We start from the raw sequence: 21,381 nt of genomic DNA on the forward strand, positions 1-21,381 counted from the left end.
GCCGAAAAATCGGGACGTCAGTCGATGAAGACGCCGACGCTGGCCGCACGGCCCATCGCGTCGATGACGGTCAGCTTCGAATAGCCGGCGCCATCCGGCAGCCACTGATTGGTGCGGCGGCGTGAGAGGTCCGGCAGCGGCTTGCCGTTTGCCAGCCATCGGAATGGTGCCCGGCCGCCCTGCAGTTTCAGCACGAGCGGCGAGAGATCGCCGTTCTTGGCGCCGAGATCCACATGCGCGCCCTCGGGTGGATAGACGATCTGTGGCGCGGATTCGCGTGAGGAGTTGACCAGAAGGCCGCTGGCATTCAGCGCAAAACGGCGCTGGCTGACCGGCAGGTCCTGCTTGGCGATGCGGATCGCGCCGGAGGGTGGACGAGGCAGGGGAGTCGTAGCGATGCCGGACTTGGCGAAACCCTCGAAAAGGATCGGGGCTGCGGTGCCATATCCCGTCAGGCCGGGGACCGCGCCGTTGTCAGGACGTCCCACCCAGACGCCGAGGACGTAGCGGCCGTCATAGCCGACGGACCAGGCGTCACGATAGCCGTAACTCGTGCCTGTCTTGTAGGCGATACCGCGCTGCGGCGCGCCGGCAGGCGGAATGACGCCGGAGAGGATATCGGCGATGTTCCAGACGGCGACCGGTTCCAGCAGCGGCTCACCGTCGATCTTGCCGGGGATGCCGGTCACGCCATCGCCGATCCTCACAGGCTGGCCGTTGTTGGCGAGCGCCGTATAGAGCTGCACCAGATCCTTCAGCGTGATGCCGACGCCGCCGAGGCCAATTGCCAGACCCGGCGTCTCGTTCGGCGGCAGGCTCGGCTGCACCTCGGCGCGGCGGAAGCGCACCATCAACCGCGTCGGGTTCACGGCATCGAGAAGCTTCACGGCCGGGACATTCAGCGACAGCTGCAGCGCCTCGCGGATCGTCACGTCGCCCTGATAGCTCATGTCGAAATTGCGCGGCCTATAGCCGAAGAAATCCGCCGGACGGTCCTCGATGATGGTTTCCTGGGCGACGAGGCCCTGCTCGAAGGCGAGACCATAGATGAAGGGTTTCAGCGTCGATCCCGGCGAGCGGCTGATGCGGGTCATGTCGATCCAGCCGGAGCGGCTGGCGTCGAAATAATCGGCCGAGCCGACCTCACCAACGATCTCGCCGGAGCGGGCATCGGCCATCACCATGGCAATCGACAGCCTCGGGCCGAGCCGCATGGCCGCGTTCCTGGCGGTCAGCTCCAGCCCTTCCTGAACCTGTTTCTTCAGCGTTGTTTTGTGCTCGCGCTCTTTGGGCGCCTTGCGCAGCGCCGCTTCGGCAACATGCGCCGCAAGCGCCGGCAACTGCATGCGCCGCGCCGGCACCAGCGTCGCCTCGGCGCGCCCGGCTTCGCCATCACCGACGGCGTCGGCGACTGCGACACGCTCCAGCACCCGCTTGCGCGCGGCTTCCGCGGCGGCGAGATTGCGATCAGGACGGCGTTTCTCGGGAAGCTGCGGCAATGCGACGAGCAGGGCGGCCTGTGCCACCGTCAGCCGCTTCGGCTCCTTGCCAAAATAGGCAAGGCTTGCGGCCCGCACACCTTCAAGATTGCCGCCATAGGGGGCATGGGTCAGGTAGAGATCGAGGATCTGCTCCTTCGACAGCCGCCGTTCGATCTGGATGGCGCGCACCACCTGCAGCAGCTTGGCCGACAGCGAGCGGCCGCTGCGCGGCTCGATCAGCCGCGCCACCTGCATCGACAGCGTCGAGGCGCCGGAGACGATGCGGCCGCTGGTGGCGAGCTGCACTGCTGCCCGGCCGATCGCCAGCGGATCGATGCCTCGGTGATCGTAGAAGCGCCGGTCCTCATAGGCGACCAGCATGCGCAGGAATTGCGGATCGACGTCGGAGACATCCGTCTTCAGCCGCCAGCGTCCCTCGGGCGTTGCGAAGGCGCGCAGCAGCTGGCCGTCGGCATCCAGCACTTCGGCTGAAACCTGACCGGCAGCATCGAGCGGCGGCGGATAGGCCTTGTCGAGCGCATCGAGGCCAAGCGCCAGTGCGCCGGCGAAGATCACGCCGGCGGCCGATGCGATGATGAGCCTGTGCCAGAGCCGCATTATTGTGCTGCGACAACCTCCATCTTGCCGGTCGCGGTGCGGGCCGAGAGCTGCGGACGGTACATATCCTCGACGACGGCAGCCGGATGATCGTAGGTGCCGGGGGTCACGGCGCGCGCGACATAGGCGACGTTGATCTCGCGGTTGTCGCCTTCCGAGCGGTTGAAGGCCGCGACGAAGCGGTCGTCGCGGAACTCGGTATGGGCGGCCGTCTGTTCGCCGATCCAGTCGAAATTCGTCAACTGGGCGCTATCGACCAGGCTCGGATTGTCGATCTGGAAGCCAGCCGGCAGCAGGTCGGTGACGACGATGCGTGACGGCCAGTCGTTGCTTTCCGTGACATGCAGCACGACGACATAGCGCTCGTTCTGCTTGGCTTCGCTGACATTCGCCTCCTCGCCATCGAGCGTGTAGTAGCTGCGCTCGATCGCAAAGCCGTCGCCGCCGGCGGGCAGCGGCGTCACCGGGGCGGCAACCGTCGTCACCACGGCGGAGACCGTGTCGCTGGTGGCGCTGGTCAGGGTCAGCGGATTGTTCAGGAGCGCATCACCGCTCATCGACGCCATGTAGGAGCCGGTATGTTCGGCACCGTTGACATCGACCTTCAGCGCATCGTCACCGCTCTGGATGGCGCGGGCGGCGAGCAGCATCCAGGCCTGTTCCTGGGTGCTCGTCCACTTGGAGCGGTTGAACTCCTTGGCAACGGCCTTGGCGAGCTCCGGAATGACCGGCGGCACCGGACGGCTTTCGGCCGCCAGCGCCAGGATCGCCGCGCCGTCGCGCAGGATCGAGCCGTAGTCGGTGCGCGAAAGATTGACGCGCTGGACCATCGACGTCTCGGTCATCTGCAGCGCATCGACGAAGATATTCTTCGAGCGTGTCGCATCGCCGTAGAGCGCCAGCGCCGCGGCGATATGGGCCTTGGCGAGCGGCGTCGGGAAGTCGTTGATCATCGTGTCGGCGTAGTAGCGAAGATCACTGATCGCTGCCTTCTTGTTGCGGGCGAGCACGTAGAGCGCGTAGGCGATGTTGTCGCCCTGCGTCTTGACGTCGACGTCGTAGCTCAGCGCGTTCTGCAGGTTCTCGAGTGCCTGCACCAGCGCCCGATCCGGCACGTCGTATTTTTCTTCGCGGGCGCGGGTGAGGAAGTCGGTGACGTAGGAATCGAGCCAGAGGTCGCCTGAATCAGGTCCCCAGAGGCCGAAACTGCCGGCCGATGCCTGATAGGAGAGCACGCGGTAGATCGCGTCCTGCACCCGTTTCTTCACATCGGCGTCGTCTTCAAGTCCGTTCTGCTTGGCGAGTTCGCCGAGATAGAGCAGCGGCATGGCGCGGCTCGTCGTCTGCTCGGCGCAGCCGAAAGGATAACGGTCGAGGGTCATCAGCAGCGCCGGGATATCGAAGGCGGCGGAGCGGGTGACGTTGACGCTGACGGAGGCGCCGGGCAGCACGCTGTCGGCCAGCAGCTCCTTGTCGATCTTCAACGAGGCCCCCGGCTTCAGCGCGATGACGCGGCGCTCGGTGACCGGCAGCGAAGCCGGGCGAACCGGCACATCGACGGTCTGGTCGAGCGACAGGCCCGAGGCATCGGAGAGGTTGATCGAGACGGAACCCTGGCCGGGCTGCTTGCCGATCACGGCAAGCGTCAGGTCGGATTTGGCGCCAGCATCGAGATGGATCGTCTTGGAAGCCGAGGCGGCATCGACGCCGACAGCGTCATTGCCTGATATCGCCACCTTGAAGTCACCAGCCGGCGCATCGGTATTGGCGATGTCGAGGCGCAGTTCGGCCTTGTCTCCCGGCGCCAGGAAGCGTGGAAGGCTGGCGGTGACGACGACGGGATCGCGGATGATGACATCCTTGACGCCATGGCCGACGCCATCCTTGGACCAGGCGACCGCCATGACGCGGGCCGTGCCGTTGAACTGCGGAATGTCGAAGCTGACATTCGCCTTGCCCTCGGCATCGAGCTTTACCGGGCCGGAGAAGAAGGCAACGAGCTTCTGCGTCGGCGGGCTGGCCGAGAGCGCCACGGCGCCGCCATCGCCGCCGGTGCGCAGCTTGCCGGTTGCGCCGAGCGAGCCGTCGATAAGGCGGCCGTAGAGATCGCGGATTTCGAGGCCGAGCTGGCGCTGGCCGAAATACCAGTCTTCGGGATTTGGCGCCTCATAGCGCGTCAGGTTGAGAATGCCGACATCGACGGCGGCAACCGTCACATAGGCATCCTCGTTGGCGCCGGCACCGGCAACTGCGAGACTGATGTTCAGCGGGCCGCGCGGCAGCATCTTCTCAGGTGCGTCGACCTTGACCTGCAGCGCGCGCTGCTCGGGATCGACCTTTAACCATTTGATTCCGATGGAGCGCATCGGCATGTGATTGTCCTGGCTGTCGCCGGGGCGGAATAGAGTGGCGGTGACATAGGCACCCGCACCCCAATCGGCGGTGACGGGAATATCGACTTCGCCGCCGGTCTCGCCCATCGTGGCGTTCTGCACAGCCACCAGGTTCTCGGTACCCGCGGTGACCATCAGCTCGCCGCCATAGCGCGAGGTGACCTTCAGCTTGGCCGTTTCGCCGACCTTGTAGCTGTCCTTGTCGAGAGCGATTTCGAGACCATCTGGCGTCTCCGTCGAGGTCGTCTCGACGAACCAGCCGGCGTCGAATTCGAAGCTCGATGTCGGGCCGTCGGCGTCCGGGCTTTCGACTTCGAGGCGATAGCGGCCCCAGCCGACAGGCACGGAAATCTTACCGCCATCGGTTCCGGCATCGATCACGCCGTCTGCGACCTGGCGGGCGTTGTAGGCAGGCTCGTATTTCCAGGCGGTGCCGTCGCGATACCACTGGTATTCGCGCTCGAGATTGTAGAACTTCCAGCGCAGGCCATTCACCTCTTGCTTCTGGCCCTCGGCGGTGATGCCGATGACGTTGAAGGAGGCGGTCGAGTTCTCGGCGACGTCACCGGAGAATTCAGGCTTGATGCCGATCATCGGACCCTGGTTCTTCACCGGGATCACCAGCGAGCGCTCCAGCGCCCGGCCACCCTGTTCCTGCATGCGGATATAGACGGCGGCGTTCAGCAGCTGGGTGGTGGCGGGCAGGTCGCCGACCGTCAGATCGGTCGATGCCTTGCCGTTCTCATCGAGCTCGGGCAGGCCTTCGATCGTCTGGCGGTTTTCTTCGGAGGCTTCTTCGTCGGCAAGGCCGAAGAAATAGCCGGGGAAGGCAGCGCTTTCACGGGTCGGCTTCAGCACGACATCGCCTTCTAGCGTCAGCCCGGCGGCCGGTGCGCCATAGAGATACTTGCCGTCGATCTCGATCGTCGCTGCCGTGTCCGGACCGATCTCCTTGGCCTCGGTCTTCAGCGTCATGTCGGTGCGATCAGGCACGAAGTCATCGACCAGGAAGCTCTTGGTACCGATCGCAGCACCCTTCGGATCCGTGTAGATGTTCATTGTCCAAGTGCCGCGCATGGCGTTCTGCTGCACCGGCAGATCGACGGTGTAGCCGCCGAGATCGCTTGTTTCCTTGACGATGCGGCGGTCCTCGACGCCATCGGGGCGCAGGAAGACGAAGGTCAGCGGCAGGTTCTCGATCGCCTTGCCGTCGGTGTCTCGGGCGAACGCTGACGCATGCACCGTCTCGCCGGCACGATAGATGCCGCGCTCGGTAAAGGTCATGATGTCGATGGCGCCCGGCGAAGCGCGGCCGGTGACGCCGCGGTCGGAGAGGTCGAAGCCGGCACGCGTCATGTCGAGGAAGACGTAGTCGGAATCGCCGTTCTTGGCGGTGATCACGGCAGGCGTCAGCGCCGCGGTGCCGCGCATCAGGCCGGCGGTGAAGGTGGCGCGGCCGCTATCGTCGGTCTTGGCGGTGCCGAGCACTTCATTGTTCTTGGCAAGCAGCGTCAGCTCGACGCCCGCGATCGGCTTGGCGGAAGCCAGCGAGCGGGTGAAGACGTTGAGGCCGTCGGTGCCGGCATAGGTGGTGATCCCGACATCCGAGACGACGAACCATTGCGTCGCCTTGCTATCCCATTCATTTGCGGGCGCGTTGGCAGGCGAGGCGATCAGCACGTAGACGCCGGGCTTGCGCTGCGGCAGCGCCTCATCGACGGGGAAGCTGGTGACGACGTCCTTGTTCAGGTCGTTGGCGATGTCGATCGAACCCTGCCAGACCAGCTCGCCGCTTTCGTCCTCGATGCGCTGGGCGCTGTAGCCGTCGAGCTGCGTCAGGAACTGTGAATTCGTCAGCAGCGGCGCGATGCCGCGATCGCCGATGCGGTAGAGCTTCAGCGCCGCCGACTGGATGTTGACAGACACCAGCGGAATGCCGCGGCGCGCCGTGGACGGCAGCACGAAACTGTCGCCGGTGAAGCGCACCGTCTGGCTGCGGTCCTTGACGTAGATGTCGAGGCTGACAGGCGCTTCCAGCACCTCATCGACAGAGGACGGCAGGCCGGAGCGGAAGACGATCTTGTAGTTCTCGCCATGAACGAGACCTTCGACGCAGATCTGCTTGTCCTTGGCTTCCAGCGCTTTCGGCGCCTGGCCATTCAGCGTCACGAAGGGTGTGTAATCCGTCGTCTTGACCAGCGATTCAGAGAAGGTGACGCAGGCGCGGGGATTGGCGCTGTCGGCATCGACATTATGCTCGGTGATCCGGAAGCCCTGCTCGGCCTTGAGCTTCAGATAGGCGTCGTTGACTTCCTTGGAGCTGACAAGCGCCAAGCTTGCCTTATAGGCGTTGAGCGCCGCGCGGTAATTCGAATTCTTCGCCAGCGAGGTCGCCAGCACGGCCAGCGTGTCGGCGCGCTTGGAGGCAGTGCGGGTTAGCTCATAGGCGTTCAACGCATCGAGCTGCGCCTGGCCGAAGACCTGGCTGTCGGTGCCGCCGAGCGAATTGGCGGCGCGCGCGGTTTCGAGCCAGAGGTCGCCATCGTTGGGGGTGAGCGCCAATGCGCCATGGAAGGATTCCAGCGCGGCGGCGAGATTGTTGGCCGTGAGATCGAGGCGGGCGGTCGCCGTGAGATTATCGACCGACTGGCCTTCCTGGGCCTCGGTCAGCTCGTTGTTGGTCTTGTAATCGCGGGCCTGCTGGATGACGTCGGCGGAGAGGAAGTTGAGCCGCGGCGCAGCGCCGAGATCCGGCTCCTGCGGAATGGCGGCAGCCGTCGTCTCGACGATCCGGCCGGCGATCGCGCCCGGGAAGGCGTTCATCGTCTTGAAGTCGGATTTCAGGAAGCACCACTGGACCTTTGGATTATAGGTAAAGGCCTTGCAGCTCTTGTCGCCGATGCAGGACTTCTTGCACTGGTCGAGCGAGACGTTCTGCTCCGTCCTCAGATCGAAGCCGAAGAAATCGGCATCCTTGATCGTCTGGATATCGCGCTTCGCATCTGCGGCGCTGGCTGGCAGGCTGATCGCAAGTGCAGAAAAGGCGATGGCGGCGAAGGCGAAGAAAGAGCGTACAGACATCAAGTCCCCCCGGGCGGCTGCGCTGATCGGGCCGCACTCTTGGCTGCCCCGATGGCGTTGTCAACACAACTTATGCGGTGTCGCGTTTTCGCACAGAAGCCGCCATCGCATTATCATGTCATCATGAGATAAGTCCTTTGGAATTGGGCCTTTTTGCTGCTTCTGGCAAGACGAAACGCGGCAAAGGGAATTGCTCTCCGATGGACCTGTTTTTGTCGGGAAGGCGCGTCGCGCTGGCCGCGATTTCACTGCTTTCCTGCTTCGTCGAAAGCGCTCCGCAATAAGCGGCTGTCATCCCGGCGACCGGCGATCACCGGATGCACTCGAACTCTCAAGGTCGAAAATCCGAAAAGCTTTCTCGCGAGGCGTACCGGGAAGATCCGTTCTCGCTCTGAGGGTCTGTCGAGTGTTATCCCGCCCTGTGGATAACCGCGCAGGCGGCACCCTGAGCCGCCTATCATTTCAAAGGCTTAGCTAATTTTAACATTTTATCAATGTTAACAACGGGTTAAACTCAAAAAAATACGTCCCGGCCCGGAACATATCCTTTCCAGCACCGTTATCTGCTCAAGTTCCAGAGGCTCACAACCTTCCGGAATGAAGTTCTTTCGCGTGCTTGGGTTAACGGAAGAGGGCGTCATGGCCATCAATGTTGTGCGTAAATGGCTGCGGGATAACGTTATGAACCAGAGAGTATTGATTGTAGAAGACGAGTTTCTGATCGCGCTCGACCTCGAGGCGACAGTCGAAAACTTGGGAATGGAAGTCGCGGGACTTGCGACCAACAAGGAGCAGGCGTTGCAGCTTGCTCATCTGGCGGACGTGGCTTTCGTCGATATCAACCTGTCCGATGGCGCGACAGGTCCGGAAATTGGCCGCCGCCTTGCCGAAGAGCATGGCATCACGGTCGTTTTCATGACCGGCAACCCGGAGGCTGTCGCGAACGGCGTCAAGGGTGCGCTAGGTGTCGTCAGCAAGCCCGTCATGCCTGCGGTGGTCGAACAGTCGCTGAAATATGCCGTCGCGCGCCGCGCAGGCATGTTGGCGTCGGTGCCGCCGCAGATGATGGTGTTTGCCTGAAATTAGCCGCTGACGGCCGCAAGTTGCGGCCGTTCGGCTAGCTTTTCCGTGCCGTAGGCACGAAGGAAAGTCCGCACGGCATTGCGTGCTGCGCTTTCGAGCTGTGATTCCGTCGGCAATTGTCCGAAGAGCAGCATCAATTGCAGATCGGCATTGCCGAGCGCCAGAAACTGGCGGGCTGCCACATCGAAATCATCGATCTTCAGAGCCCCTCCGGCACTCAGCCGCGCAAACAGCGCCCCGAGCGCCGAAATAATCCTGCCCGGTCCCTGCTGGCGCCAGGTCTCGAAGAGATGCGGATAGCGCTCGCCTTCGTTCTGGATCAGACGGCGCAGGAATTTTCCGTCCTGATTGCAGAAGCAGTTCTTGTTGATGCGAATTGAAAAGGCAACGAGATCGTCTTCCAGATTGTCGGCATTGACCGGGAAGGTCGAAAGCATCGAGAACAGCATCTGGTCCGCGCGGCTCATGACGTCCTCGACGACGGCGACGAACAGCGTTTCCTTCTCGCAGTAGTGATTATAGACAGTCTGTCGCGAGACATTGGCCTCGATGGCGATCTCGTCGACGCTCGCTCCGGCAAAACCCTCGCGGCAGAAAACCTCGGCCGCGGCCTCCAGGATCGATGCACGCTTCTTGAACTGGCCGCGCTGGGTCGGTCCTTCGGATCGCTTTTCGGGTGTCGCGGAATTTTTCATATCCGTAAATGTAATGCGTCTTGACGTTTTAGACAATGCTGTCTAATTTTACACTAGTGTCCAAAATAATTGACATACTGATGCGTATTCGTTGGCGCTTCTCCCAAGACGCCGATGGACCGCTCCGGACACGCAAATTCAACCCCTTCGAAAGCAAAGCGGTGGTGTGAATTTCCGCCTCGTCCGCTGCGTTTTTATGAAAGATCACCGCCATGAACGCTCCATTCTTTCGCACTGCGCTCATTCTCGGCCTGCTGTCGGCCATCGGCCCGTTTGCCATCGACATGTATCTACCGGCTCTGCCGTCCATCGGGGCGGACCTTCACTCCGATAACAGCGTGACACAGCTGAGCCTGCTTGCCTTCTTCATCTCATTTGCGCTGGCACAGCTTCTCTATGGGCCGCTGTCCGACATGTGGGGCAGAAAGCTGCCGCTCTATATCGGTATCAGCATCTTCGTCGTCGCCAGTGTCGGCTGCGCGCTGGCACAGAATATCGAAACGCTGATCGCCTTCCGCTTTATCCAGGGCATCGGTGGTGCTGCCGGCATGGTCATCCCGCGTGCAGTCGTCCGCGACATGCATACCGGCGTCCAGGCCGCGCGGCTGATGTCGCTGCTGATGCTGGTCTTCTCGATCTCGCCGATCCTTGCGCCGCTGACCGGCAGCGCCGTCATCGCCTTCTACGGCTGGCGGGGCGTGTTCTGGGCCGTCACCATTGCGGCTTTCATCGGTATCCTTCTGCTGGCAACGCAGCTCGACGAGACGCGGCCTGCCCACCAGCGCAAGGAAAGCAGCATCGCCGGCGCCATGCGCGCCTACGGCATGCTTCTGCGCGACCGCAACTTCATGACGCTGACTTTCATCGGCGGTCTGGGTATCTCGAGCTTCCTCGTCTATCTCGCCAATTCGCCCTTCGTGCTCATCGAGCATTACGGGCTGACGCCGACGCAATACAGCTTCGCCTTCTCGATCAATGCGGTGTCGTTCTTCGCCGTGTCACAGGCAACCGGCTGGCTTGGTGAGAAGTTCGGCCTTGTCCGCGTCATGCGCATCGCCGTCACCTCCTACGCGCTTGTGATGATCGCCATGGTCGCCGTGATGGCCGCCGGCCTCGACCAGCTTCCTGTCATGGCGGTGTTCCTGTTCGCCGGATACGGCTTCCTCGGCCTCGTCATTCCGACCAGCGCCGTCCTGGCGCTGGAGGATCACGGCGAGATCGCCGGCACCGCGTCGTCACTGATGGGCACGCTGCATTTCGTCATCTCAGCGGTCGCCATGGTCTTCTCAAGCCTCGTTGCCGATGGCACCGCCCTGCCGATGGCCAGCGGTATCGCCATCTGTGCTTTCCTGGCTTTTGCCGTGACGCAGGCAACCATCGGCCGCCGTGCCGCGGTCGCGGCCGCCGAATGAACCATTGCCGCGCCGCTCCGGCGGCGCGGCAGCACCGATATGTGCAACGTTCGATTGATAATCCCAGGCCGGGCCATAAGTACCTGCTGAGCAATATCATTTCGGAGAAGCAAGCATGGTCAGCGAACGGGAATTGATCTCCAAGATCACCTGGCGCCTGATGCCGTTCCTCGGCATCCTTTATCTCATCGCCTATATCGACCGGCAGAATGTCAGTTTCGCCAAGCTGCAGATGGTCGGTGATCTCGGCATGAGCGAATATGCCTATGGCCTCGGCGCCTCGCTGTTCTTCATCGGCTATTTCCTGTTCGAAGTTCCCAGTAACCTGTTTCTCAACAAGCTCGGCGCCCGCATCTGGTTCGCGCGTATTCTCGTTTCCTGGGGCATCGTCACCATCGCGCTCGCCTATACGCAGAACGCGACGATGTTCTACATCCTGCGCTTCCTGCTCGGCGTCTGCGAGGCAGGCTTTTTCCCGGGCGTGCTCTATCTGCTGACGCTCTGGTTCCCAGCGGATTATCGCGGCCGCATGGTCGGCCTGTTCATGATCTTCAGTGCGCTGGCAAACGCCGTCGGCGCGCCGCTCGGCGGCATGCTGCTCGATCTCGATGGCCTCTATGGCTACGCCGGCTGGGAATGGGTTTTCCTGGCGACGGGTGTTCCGGCCGTCATCGCGGGTATCGTCACCTTCTTCTACCTGCCGGGTAACCCGCAGACCGCGACGTTCCTGAGCAGCGACGAAAAGAGCTGGCTGCAGAACCGGCTCGACAGCGAAAATGCCGGCATGGACAAGAATGCCGAGAACGGCTTCAAGGCGCTGATCGATCCGCGCGTGCTGTTGATGTCGCTTTGCTACGTGGCGTTTCCGCTGGCCGCCTATGGTCTCAGCTACTGGCTGCCGACCATCGTCCACGGCTTTGGGGTCACCAACACGGTCAACGGTTTCATCAACGTCATCCCGTGGATTCTTGTTGCCGTCGCGCTCTATGCCGTGCCTGCGATGGCCGACAAGGCGCCGTCGAAAACGCCCTATATCGTCATCCCGGCCTTTATCGGTGCGGCCTGCCTGCTGCTCTCGGCGCTGATCCCCAACAACACGCTGCAATTCGCCTTCCTCTGCGTTGCCGCAGCCGGCATCTTTGCGCCGCAGCCGGTATTCTGGAGCCTGCCGTCCCGCTTCCTGAAAGGGGCGGGAGCCGCAGCCGGCCTCGCCGCGATTAACTCGGTCGGCAATCTCGGCGGCTTCGTGGCCCAGAACGTCGTGCCCTGGATCAAGGACAGCACGGGCAGCACGATCGCACCGATGATTTTCCTCGCGATCTGCCTGGCGGCAGGCGGTCTGCTCGTCTTCCTCGTGACGCAGCTGATCGCCCGCAAGGACCACGAGAATACGCAGGCTACAGTCAGGACGTGAGCGAGAACGCGTCACTTTCGCCGGGCACCAGCTCTAGTGGCCAGATCGTGTTGCGGGCTCCCTCCGGATAGGATTCCGCATAGGCCGGCATGGTCGCAAGCAGGGTCTCGGCGAGTTCGACGCCGAGATCGCGTAGCGACATGCGGAAGCAGGTCAGCGACGGCTGCAGGAACCGTCCGCGCGGCTCTTCGCGGAAGCCGATGATGGCGAGGTTGCGGCCGGGAATCACACCCGCTTCGACCAGCCGGCGATAGAGCCCGAATGCCATCAGCTCATAGATCAGGATGATGGCTGTCGGTTTGCTGTCGAGCAGCAAGAGCTCATGGCCCGCCTGATAGCCGCCCTGTTCGCTCGATTTCACCCGGATGACGAGATTGGGATCGTATTTGATGCCATGCCGCTCCAGCGCCCGCCGGTAGGAATCGACGAAGATGTAGCCAAGGTTGATGTCGTTCGACGGTGCGGCGATAGCGATCTTGCGGTGACCCTTGGCAACCAGCCGGTCGACGGCCGACGTCGCGACGCCCTCGAAATCAAGGTCGATCCACGGGTAGTTGCCGCCCGACGAGCTGCGGCCGAGGCTGACAAAGGGGATCTTGGCCTTGACCAGCAAATCGATGCGCTTGTCGATCCGCTGTGTTGCCGAGATGATCATGGCATCGACGACGCGGCGCGCCACCATGCGCTTCAGATATTCGTAGGGGTCTTCGTCATTGGGGCAGGGCAGCATGACGAGGTCGAGCTTGTGCCGTGCCAGGACGCTCTGCAGGCCGCCGGTGACGCCGAGGAAGAAGTCGTCGCTGTTTTCGACGGTCTCCTTGCTGGATTCGATCATCAGGCCGATGGCGTTGGTCGTTCCCTGACGCAGGCTGCGGCCGGATTGATTGGCGACATAGCCAAGCTCCTCGGCGGCGGCGAGAACGCGCTTGCGGGTTTCCTCGTTCACATCGGGCTTGCCGTTCAGCGCGCGCGAAACTGTTCCGATCGAAATGTCGAGATGCTTTGCAAGTTGTCGGATCCCTTTCATATCAGGCGATCTTCCTCCTCGATCAAAGCCCGTAGAACCCTCTTCTTGCCACAGGAAAACGTTTCCGGAAAGCGTTACCGCCGTCAATCGGCGAATTGGTGGATATGAATAATGAGCGAATCCGGGTCGGCGAGGATGATCGAATAGACCGGTGGCTCGAAGCAGTTCGTCGTCTTCGGTGAAACGAAGTCGAGCGCTGTCTGGTGGTTGGTACTGCGCACGATGGTGAAAGGGATGCCCTGCCAGTTGCCGGTGATCAACCGGTGCAGGTGGCCGGCGAAGATGTGGCGCACATTGCCATGGCTTTTCAGGAGGTCGAAGAGCGGCTCCGGTTCGGCAAGCCCGAAGAGGTCGAGGGCAGGCAGATGCACCTTGGCCGGCGGATGGTGCATGAAGAGATAGACCGGCCGGTCACGGGCTTCGTCGAGCTTGTCCTTGAGCCAGGCCAGTCTGGCGGCGCAGAGCCTGCCGGTCACCTTGCCGTCGTCGAGCGTATCGAGCGTGATCACCCGGCCCTCCGGCAGATCGATCGCTGCCTGGGCAAAGCCGTTTTCAGCCATCTGATCCGGGAGCGCTGCGGCAAAATTCTCGCGGATATCGTGATTGCCGAGCATCAGCCGGATGGTCAGCGGCGAGCGCTGAACGCGGGACTTCAGGATCTCGTAGGTGTCGGTGCCACCGGTCTCCGAAAGATCGCCCGATACGACGACGAGCGAAGCGTCCGGGTGAAACTGTTCGACGTCGGAAAGACACGCATCCATGCGGGCGGCGGGATCGAGGCCAAGCAGCGTTTCACCGGCGGACACCAGATGGAAATCGGAAATGTGGATGAGCTTCATGCGGCAGCCTCGGCATTTGCAAGCGAATGAGTGATAAGCGAAAGCAGTTCGTCGCGCATCTGCGGCGCTGCGGCGATGACCGGGCCGCCGGTCAGCAGCGTTCCGCCTTCACCCGGAAAGTCCGCGGTCCAGCCACCGGCTTCGCGGATCATCAACAGGCCGGCTGCGCAGTCCCAGGCGTTGATATGCGGCTCGTAATAGCCAGCCAGCCGTCCGCTGGCGACCTGCGCCAGCATGAGCGCGCCCGAACCATTGCGGATGAACATGCCGCCCGCTTCCAGAAGCAGTTCGATGAAGGCGGACACCTGCCGGAGCGGAATGCGGAAATTGGCGCCGACGCCGAGCAGGCCGGTCGAGATGCTGGCGGTACCGGTCACCTGCATCGGCCGCCCGTTGAGCTGCGCGCCTGCGCCTTGCTTGGCAACGAAGAGATCGCCTGTCGATGGCTGGCAGATCAGTCCGAGCACCGTCTCGGTGCCCTTCATGACGGCGATCGAGATGCACCACTGGTCCAGGCCGTTGACGAAGCAGCTGGTGCCGTCGATCGGATCGACCACCCAGAGATAGCCCGATGGGCCTTCTCTTAGGCCCTCTTCCTCGCCGAGCACGCCATCATCGGCAAAGGCGGCGGCGATGCGTGTGCGGATCAGCGCTTCGACGGCCTTGTCGGCCTCGCTGACGATATCCTGGCCGTTGAGCTTCTCGCTGCTTTCCAGCGAAGCCAGGTCGGCAAAATAGGCGAGCGCCTTTGCCGCGGCTTCAAGGATTACCTCCCGCGCCAGCACGAAGCGCGGATCATCAGGGAATTCGCAGGGCATGGGGATCTTTCTGGGTCAGGGAACGAAGCTGTCGCGGACGATCAGCTCCGGAATGACCCGCTCATAGGCGGGGGGGAGGTCGGGATTGGCCAGCCGCTTTTCCACGAGCTCGACAGCGCGCTGCGCCATGACGACAGGGTCTTGGCGGAAGGTCGTCAGCCGGTAGCTCAGCCAGGCCGCTTCGGGAACATCGTCGAAGCCGATGACGGCGACGTCTTCGGGGATGCGCAGGCCGAGCGTGGTGCGCACATAGTCCATCAGCCCGAAGGCGATCTGGTCGTTGGCGCAGTAGACGGCGTTGGGATGGTCGTCCGGACGTGCGAAAAGCTGCCTGGCGGCGGCGATGCCGCTGTCATAGTCGGAATCCTTACCGCGGCCGATGGTGACGGTTGCCCCCAGCGCTTCGGCGGCGGTTCTGAAGGCGTTCTCGCGTTCGGCGATGCTGGAGGTCGCCGAGAAGGATGCGGCGACGGCAAGCTTCCGCCGGCCCTTTTCGAAAAAGGCGTTGGCCGCTTTGCGCGAGGCTTCGGAGTTGCCGGCGCGCACGTGGTCGGCATCCGGCTCGGAGCGGCCGATCACCACCAGCGGCTGGCCATTACGATGCGCCAGCTCGACGAAATTGGCCGGCGGCGAGCCGGAGAGGATGATCGTTGCCTCGGCGCGGTGGCCGATCAGCATCTTCTGGGCGGCCAGCATTTCCTCTTCGGTCTGACCGGTGTTGATCAGGATCGGAATGCTGCCGCGCTGGATCAGCGCCTTCGACAAGGCCGCCGCGAGGTGGGCCCGGAAGCCGACTTCTGGCCGTGTCGCAACGATGCCGACAAGCCGGCTCTGGTTGGCAAGCACGCCGCGCGCCAGATCGTTGACCTGATAACCGAGCTCGTCGGCTGCCTTCAGCACCTTCTCGCGCGTCAGCGGTGCGACGCTGGCGCCTGGCGTGAAGGTGCGCGAAACCGCCGATCGCGAAACGCCGGCAAGCTGCGCCACCTGCTCGGCGCTGACGAAGCGCATCCGCTCCTTGCGCTGGTTCTTGGCGTCGTTGATCGGGCCGTCATTCATGACAATCTCTCAATGCCCCACGCGTGAAAGGACGTCTGCCTTCAGGAATCGCTCGACGATAAACATAAAGACCAAGGAAGGAATGAGCAGCAAGAGGGCAGTGATCGAGGCGATCTGATAATTACCGCCGGAACCTGCAGTATACAGCAGAAGCGGCAGCATGTTCACATCCGGTGCGCCGACGAAATAGCTTCCGGTAAATTCATCGAGACTTTCAAGGAAAACGAAGATGGCGCTCGCCATCAGGCCGGGTGCGGCCAGCGGCAAGGTGATATCCATGAAAGCCCTGATGGCACTGGCGCCCGCCGAGCGCGCCGCCTGCTCCAGCTCCTCGTCGATCGCCGAAAAGGCCGCCGTGGCAATCCAGACGGCGTAGACCAGACCATGCGACGCATGGACGAGAACGACGCCAAGGATCGTGCCGTTGAGGCGGATTTCGTAGAAGATGCGGGCGACGTTCACATAGACCGTCAGGTTGGGAAAGGCCTGAGGAATCAGGAAGGCCAGCAGGATCAGCGCCCGGAAAGGCAATTTCAGCCGCGCCAGCGCGTAACCGGCAGGGATCGCCAGCAGCAACGAGAAGACGACGGTCAGCACGGCGACGATCAGCGAATTGGTCAGCGATTCCAGCGCGCCGCCGCGCGGCGCGAACACCTTGGCCCAGCTGCTGAAGCCATATTGCAGCGGCAGGCTGTGCGGGAAGTACCATTTCTCGGCGACCGTCCAGAGCAGCAGGTTTGCCAGCGGCCCGAAGATGAAGAAGGCCATCAGGCCGAAGATGATGCCGCGCGGGATCCACCAGAGTGCCGAGAGCGGGCTCGCTTGCGATTGCGAAGGGGAAATCGTGGCGAGGGTCATGCGCGCTCCTTCAGGCTCTGGCGCAGGTAGATCCAGGCGACCGACGAGGCGAGCACCAGCGACACGAGGCCGAGGGCATTGGCGACGCCATAGTCACCATAGGCGTTGACGCGGAAGGCTATGTCGGCGGTCAGCATCGTCGGCGACTGCGCGTTGATCATCAGCGGTACCGAGAGAACGGACATCATGGTGACGAAAGACAGGATCAGGCCGACGGTCAGCGTTACCGACACCTGCGGCACCAGGATTTCGAAGAGCAGGCGCAGGCGCGATGCCCCGAGATTGCGGGCCGCCTCGATCGTGTCGCGATTGACCGAGGCCATGGCGCCGGCAACGAGCAGCGTCACGAACGGCGTCTGTTTCCAGACGAAGGCAATGACGATGCCGCGCCAGTCGAGATAGCTTTGGGCGTCGATCGGCGTCAGCAGCCCCAGGCTGATCAGCGTGCTGTTCATCAGGCCGCTTTTGGCGAGGAACGTGCGCAGGATCTGGCCGACGACGATGAAGGGAATGAACATCGGCCAGCGATAGAGCCAGCGCAGGATGGCAACGGCGACTGGATGCTCGCCGAGCGTGAGATAGCCGCCGATGGCGATCGAGGCGAGGCCGATCAGGATGGTCGAGATGGTGATGATCACCACCGAAAAGATGATGTCCTTGGTGTAGAGATCGAAGGTCTTGTAGAAATTGTCCCAGCCGAACCCGCCGCCTTCGATCCTGAAGGCGCCAACCGCCGACATGATCAGCGGCAGGATGAAGAGAAAGGCAATCACCGCAAGTGCCGGAAGCACGAGCAAGAGACCGAGCAGGCGTCTGGACATCGTTTGACCTCGCTTCTTGTTCCCTTCTCCCCTCGGGGAGAAGGTGGCCCGGAGGGCCGGATGAGGGGGCGATCTGGGTGGGGAGCGGCCTTGCTTGCGCCGGCCGTTCGCTCCTTTGTCGCTCACCCCCTCATCTGTCCTTCGGACATCTTCTCCCCGCTGGGGAGAAGACAGTGCGTTACTTCACAGACTGCTCGTAGGCTTCGAGGATCGCGGTGTTGTAAGGCGCGATCGGGAAGGGCTTGCCTTTGGTGGCAAGGTCTTCAGGCGTGATGTCGACGAACAGCTTGTTCCAGGTGGCGTCGTCGAGCTTCGGCTTGACGAACTGGGCGTCGATACCCGGATACCAGTTGAACTTCTTCACGATGCCGTCGGCCTGAACTTCAGGGCTGGTGGCGAGCGCGATGAACTTCTCGGCGAGGTTCTTATGCGATGCCTTGGCCGGAACGACATAGTGCATCGGCTGGCCCGGCATGCCCGGAGCCGGCAGAACCAGCTTCAGTTCCGGCGGCAGCTGGCCATTGGCCTGCCAGGAGTAGAACATGTCGACCCAGACTGGGCCCATGGCGATCTCACCGCGCGACAGCAGGTCGAGCGTGCCGGCGTTGCCAGGCGTCAGCGTTGCGTTCTTGGTGAAGTCGTCGAGGCTCTTGAAGGCATCGCCCCACTTGGTGGTCTCGTCCTGCTTGAACGGGCCGGTCATCAGGTTGGCAGCATCTCCGCCGCCGAAGGCGTAGATCCAGCCCATGACGAAGCTGACGCCCGAAGCGCCGCCCTTGATGCCGTTATAGCCGAACTGCTTCGGATGTTCCTTGGCCCAGGCTGCGAGCTCGGTGTAGCTCTTCGGAGGGTTCGGAACGAGAGCCGGGTTGTAGGCGATCGCCGTCTGGCTGTTGAACATCGGCATGACATAGCCGTCGACGTCGGAACCGAGGGCGTTCTTGGCGTTGTCGCGCGAGACCAGCTTGCCGGTGTCGATCGCGCCGCGATACTTTTCGAGATAGCCCTTCTGGACCATCGGGCCAGCGAACTTCTCGTGGACGACGGCAACGTCGATATCCCAGTTTGCCGTGTTGGCAGCCTGCTGGGCGTCGAAGCGCTCAAGGATCTTCTGCGAACCGGCGTCGCCGGGACCGGTGCCGACGGCGCGAACCGTGTTGCCCGGATAGGCCTTTTCAAAAAGCGGTCCGAGATACTGGTTGATGTAATCGACCATGTTCTGGTCGCCAGCGGTCGCAACGGTCAGTTCTTCGGCCTTCAGCGGGAAGGCGGCGAGAGCGACGGCGAAAGCTGCATAGGTCAGTCTCTTCATGAGTATGTCTCCATGGGTTCAAAAAGATAAAGTCATGCGTGAGCTTTCCCGGCCGCGGACCGGGAAATGGCAATGGCCGGGTTGGACTCCGGCGAATTGAAAAGAAACAGCGCGTCCGGTCCGATATGGACCTGCACGCGGTCACCGGGCTCGAAGGCGCGTGGCGCATCGGCCATGATGTCGCGCTCGCCGAGCCTGACGGAATGGCGCCAATGGCCGCCCGGATAGCTGACGGCGGTCACCTCGCCCTCGAAGGTCATGCCGGGTGCCGCGATCGGCGTGTCCATCGGCAGCAGCTGGGCGGCTTCCGGCCGGAACCGCGCCTCGATGGCGCCGGCCGCAAGCTTGCGGCCGAGCAGCGGCACGCTGCCTGCGGCATTGGCAGGACCTGCGGCGATGTGGAAACTGTCGCCCTGCGGCACGCCTTCCAGCGGCAGCACGTTCTCGGCGCCCATGAAGGCAGCTACGAAGGCGGATGCCGGGCGGTTGTAGACATCCTCGGGCGTTCCCTGCTGGGCGATCTCTCCGGCATTGAGGATGACGATGCGATCGGCCATCACCATGGCCTCCTCGCGATCGTGGGTGACGTGGACGGCGGTGATGCCGAGACGCTTCTGCAGCGCGCGAAGCTCGTGGCGGACCGTGAGGCGAATGCGGGCGTCGAGATTGGAAAGCGGCTCATCGAGCAGCAGGATCTCAGGGTCGATGGCCAATGCGCGGCCAAGGGCGACACGCTGGCGCTGGCCGCCCGACAGTGCGGCCGGCTTGCGCGCGCCAAGCCCGTCGAGGCCGAGCAGGCTCTGCATGGCGGCGACGCGCGTGGCGATTTCCGCCTTCGCAACGCCGCGCAGCTTCAGGCCGTAGCCGATATTCTGCGCCACCGTCATATGCGGCCAGAGAGCGTAGGATTGGAAGACCAGCGCCATGCCGCGCTTGTCCGGCGGCAGATGCGTGACATCGCGATGCCGGACGCTGACGGCGCCCGAGGAGGGAGAGATAAAGCCGGCCAGCACCCGCAGCAGCGTCGTCTTTCCACAGCCGGAAGAGCCGAGAAGGGCCACGAATTCGCCGCGCTGAATGCTGAGGTTGATATCGTTCAGAACCTTTGTGCTGCCATATCTGCAGGCAACAGAACTCAGTTCCAGAAACGCGTCCTGGTTCATCATGTCTCCTCCCATTGCACGGCTGTGCAATCCGATCCGGAGCTTAGTAGAATGTTTGTTTAACAGCCAGATGACACCGCAGATATTTCTGTGCTGCGCTGCGGCGCAAACCAGCCTAAGCGCTGGCTTTCACTGGTGTTTTCCGCAGCATTTTTTCTAATTTATCGGTGCCTTGACAGCGGGAAACCTTTCCGAATAGTATCGTAAACGTTTACGGGATGCGCTTTCGGAGGAGACTGAAAGCGCGCCGCGGGAGGAAATCGTGACATTGAATGCCGTTTTATGCGGGTGCGGAGCCATGTCGAAAGGCTGGCTGCGAGCGATCAAGGACACGCCGGCGCTGGCCGGTGCGATCGCCGTCAAGGGCCTAGTGGATTTGAACCCTGCTGTCGCCGAAGCGCTCGCTGCCGAGTTCGGCTTGAGCGATGCTGTCATCGGCACCGACCTTGGCGATGTGATCAAGCAGGCCAAGGCCGATATCGTCTTCGACGTCGTCATTCCCTCCGCCCGTTTCAATGTGGTCTCCACGGCCCTGAAGGCCGGTTGCCATGTGCTCAGCGAAAAGCCGATGGCGACCTCGCTTGCAGAAGGTGCAGCGCTGATCGATCTCGCTGCCGATACCGGCAAGATCCACGCCATCATCCAGAACCGCCGCTTCATCTCGGGCGTGCGCCGCATGCGCCGCTTCGTCGAGAGCGGAGCGATCGGCGACCTGACCGGCATCCATTGCGACTTCTTCATCGCCCCGCATTTCGGCGGTTTTCGCGAGGAGATGGACAATGTCCTTTTGCTCGACATGGCGATCCATACCTTCGACGCCGCCCGCTATGTGGCGGGCAAGAAGCCGCTGGCCGTCTATTGTGTCGAGAAGAATCCGAAGGGCTCGTGGTACCGTCATGGCGCCTCAGCCAATGCCACATTTGAATTCGCCGATGATGTGATCTTCACCTATCGCGGCTCGTGGTGCGCCGAAGGCGAGCGCACCAGCTGGGAAAGCGAGTGGCGGCTGGTCGGCTCGAAGGGCATGCTGACCTGGGATGGTGCGGAGAACTTCAGCGCAGCCGTTTCGGGCGTGGAGCCCGGCCTGTTGCATGGCTTCAGCGCCGTCGAGGTTCCACAGCCCGAGCATGATGACGAGACGCATGGCCATGCCAGCGTCATCGCCAGTTTCGTCGGGGCCATCCGCTCCGGCAAACGGCCCGAGACCGTCAGTTCCGACAATATCAGAAGTCTTGCCATGGTTTTCGGCGCCATCGAGAGCGCCAGAACCGGCAAGCGCATTGAAATTTCAGCATAGGACATGAGAT

Annotated in this window: 15 protein-coding genes; 4 read left to right on the forward strand and 11 right to left on the reverse strand. The window is 62.6% G+C overall.

The window, feature by feature from the left end; all coding sequences use genetic code 11:
• Positions 1-17: 17 nt before the first annotated feature.
• Positions 18-2,099, reverse strand: coding sequence for a penicillin-binding protein 1C (pbpC, locus tag AC1DV9_RS03670; RefSeq protein WP_477946273.1), 2,082 nt, complete (start codon positions 2,097-2,099; stop codon positions 18-20).
• Positions 2,099-7,573 carry an MG2 domain-containing protein gene (locus tag AC1DV9_RS03675; protein ID WP_477946275.1) on the reverse strand — a complete coding sequence of 1,825 codons (5,475 nt, stop codon included), beginning with the start codon at positions 7,571-7,573 and terminating at the stop codon, positions 2,099-2,101. The genes pbpC and AC1DV9_RS03675 overlap by 1 nt, the downstream gene beginning before the upstream one ends.
• 639 nt (positions 7,574-8,212) lie before the next feature.
• Between AC1DV9_RS03675 and AC1DV9_RS03680 the strand changes: the two genes are divergently transcribed.
• Entirely contained in the window at positions 8,213-8,653 is a 441-nt protein-coding gene (locus AC1DV9_RS03680; RefSeq protein WP_112388921.1) for a response regulator, read from the forward strand.
• A gap of 2 nt (positions 8,654-8,655) precedes the next feature.
• On the opposite strand, the gene AC1DV9_RS03685 is transcribed toward AC1DV9_RS03680, so the two are convergent.
• On the reverse strand, positions 8,656-9,387 hold the full coding sequence (locus AC1DV9_RS03685; RefSeq protein ID WP_477942354.1) for a TetR/AcrR family transcriptional regulator: 732 nt from the start codon (positions 9,385-9,387) through the stop codon (positions 8,656-8,658).
• A gap of 176 nt (positions 9,388-9,563) precedes the next feature.
• On the opposite strand from AC1DV9_RS03685, the gene AC1DV9_RS03690 reads away from it, so the two are divergent.
• Both AC1DV9_RS03690 and AC1DV9_RS03695 read left to right on the forward strand, forming a co-directional pair.
• Positions 9,564-10,763: a multidrug effflux MFS transporter gene (locus AC1DV9_RS03690; RefSeq protein WP_477942353.1), complete on the forward strand. Its 1,200-nt coding sequence runs from the start codon at positions 9,564-9,566 to the stop codon at positions 10,761-10,763.
• A 115-nt stretch (positions 10,764-10,878) separates the two neighbouring features.
• Positions 10,879-12,177: an MFS transporter gene (locus AC1DV9_RS03695; RefSeq protein ID WP_477942350.1), complete on the forward strand. Its 1,299-nt coding sequence runs from the start codon at positions 10,879-10,881 to the stop codon at positions 12,175-12,177.
• Here AC1DV9_RS03695 and AC1DV9_RS03700 read toward each other — a convergent pair.
• The 8 genes from AC1DV9_RS03700 to AC1DV9_RS03735 form a co-directional block, all read right to left on the reverse strand.
• Positions 12,167-13,204, reverse strand: coding sequence for a substrate-binding domain-containing protein (locus AC1DV9_RS03700; RefSeq protein ID WP_112388925.1), 1,038 nt, complete (start codon positions 13,202-13,204; stop codon positions 12,167-12,169). The two genes, AC1DV9_RS03695 and AC1DV9_RS03700, sit on opposite strands and share 11 nt — an antisense overlap.
• Before the next feature lie 83 nt (positions 13,205-13,287).
• Complete coding sequence (locus AC1DV9_RS03705) at positions 13,288-14,043, reverse strand: phosphodiesterase (protein WP_477942348.1); 756 nt, start codon at positions 14,041-14,043, stop codon at positions 13,288-13,290.
• Positions 14,040-14,861 carry an inositol monophosphatase family protein gene (locus AC1DV9_RS03710; RefSeq protein ID WP_477946277.1) on the reverse strand — a complete coding sequence of 274 codons (822 nt, stop codon included), beginning with the start codon at positions 14,859-14,861 and terminating at the stop codon, positions 14,040-14,042. Before AC1DV9_RS03710 ends, AC1DV9_RS03705 begins: the two co-directional genes overlap by 4 nt.
• Positions 14,862-14,876: 15 nt before the next feature.
• Complete coding sequence (locus AC1DV9_RS03715; RefSeq protein ID WP_477942345.1) at positions 14,877-15,920, reverse strand: LacI family DNA-binding transcriptional regulator; 1,044 nt, start codon at positions 15,918-15,920, stop codon at positions 14,877-14,879.
• A 9-nt stretch (positions 15,921-15,929) separates the two neighbouring features.
• Positions 15,930-16,778, reverse strand: a complete 849-nt coding sequence (locus AC1DV9_RS03720) for an ABC transporter permease (protein WP_477942343.1) — start codon at positions 16,776-16,778, stop codon at positions 15,930-15,932.
• Complete coding sequence (locus tag AC1DV9_RS03725; protein WP_477946279.1) at positions 16,775-17,599, reverse strand: ABC transporter permease; 825 nt, start codon at positions 17,597-17,599, stop codon at positions 16,775-16,777. The genes AC1DV9_RS03720 and AC1DV9_RS03725 overlap by 4 nt, the downstream gene beginning before the upstream one ends.
• A 178-nt stretch (positions 17,600-17,777) precedes the next feature.
• Complete coding sequence (locus tag AC1DV9_RS03730; RefSeq protein ID WP_477946281.1) at positions 17,778-18,911, reverse strand: ABC transporter substrate-binding protein; 1,134 nt, start codon at positions 18,909-18,911, stop codon at positions 17,778-17,780.
• Positions 18,912-18,943: 32 nt separating this feature from the next.
• Positions 18,944-20,074 (reverse strand): ABC transporter ATP-binding protein, encoded by a 1,131-nt coding sequence (locus tag AC1DV9_RS03735; protein ID WP_477942515.1) that lies wholly within the window; start codon positions 20,072-20,074, stop codon positions 18,944-18,946.
• A 262-nt stretch (positions 20,075-20,336) separates the two neighbouring features.
• Between AC1DV9_RS03735 and AC1DV9_RS03740 the strand changes: the two genes are divergently transcribed.
• On the forward strand, positions 20,337-21,371 hold the full coding sequence (locus tag AC1DV9_RS03740) for a Gfo/Idh/MocA family protein (protein ID WP_477942339.1): 1,035 nt from the start codon (positions 20,337-20,339) through the stop codon (positions 21,369-21,371).
• Positions 21,372-21,381 lie beyond the last annotated feature (10 nt).

The sequence above is a fragment of the Rhizobium sp. 01L410 genome, from assembly GCF_056400165.1.

Bases quoted from the DNA above. Each gene is read 5' to 3' on its own strand.
- AC1DV9_RS03735 (WP_477942515.1), bottom strand. From the start codon at position 20,074: ATGAACCAGGACGCGTTTCTGGAACTGAGTTCTGTTGCCTGCAGATAT.
- AC1DV9_RS03705 (WP_477942348.1), bottom strand. From the start codon at position 14,043: ATGAAGCTCATCCACATTTCCGATTTCCATCTGGTGTCCGCCGGTGAA.
- AC1DV9_RS03700 (WP_112388925.1), bottom strand. From the start codon at position 13,204: ATGAAAGGGATCCGACAACTTGCAAAGCATCTCGACATTTCGATCGGA.
- AC1DV9_RS03715 (WP_477942345.1), bottom strand. From the start codon at position 15,920: ATGAATGACGGCCCGATCAACGACGCCAAGAACCAGCGCAAGGAGCGG.
- AC1DV9_RS03725 (WP_477946279.1), bottom strand. From the start codon at position 17,599: ATGTCCAGACGCCTGCTCGGTCTCTTGCTCGTGCTTCCGGCACTTGCG.
- AC1DV9_RS03680 (WP_112388921.1), top strand. From the start codon at position 8,213: ATGGCCATCAATGTTGTGCGTAAATGGCTGCGGGATAACGTTATGAAC.
- AC1DV9_RS03720 (WP_477942343.1), bottom strand. From the start codon at position 16,778: ATGACCCTCGCCACGATTTCCCCTTCGCAATCGCAAGCGAGCCCGCTC.
- AC1DV9_RS03690 (WP_477942353.1), top strand. From the start codon at position 9,564: ATGAACGCTCCATTCTTTCGCACTGCGCTCATTCTCGGCCTGCTGTCG.
- AC1DV9_RS03730 (WP_477946281.1), bottom strand. From the start codon at position 18,911: ATGAAGAGACTGACCTATGCAGCTTTCGCCGTCGCTCTCGCCGCCTTC.
- pbpC (WP_477946273.1), bottom strand. From the start codon at position 2,099: ATGCGGCTCTGGCACAGGCTCATCATCGCATCGGCCGCCGGCGTGATC.
- AC1DV9_RS03695 (WP_477942350.1), top strand. From the start codon at position 10,879: ATGGTCAGCGAACGGGAATTGATCTCCAAGATCACCTGGCGCCTGATG.
- AC1DV9_RS03710 (WP_477946277.1), bottom strand. From the start codon at position 14,861: ATGCCCTGCGAATTCCCTGATGATCCGCGCTTCGTGCTGGCGCGGGAG.
- AC1DV9_RS03675 (WP_477946275.1), bottom strand. From the start codon at position 7,573: ATGTCTGTACGCTCTTTCTTCGCCTTCGCCGCCATCGCCTTTTCTGCA.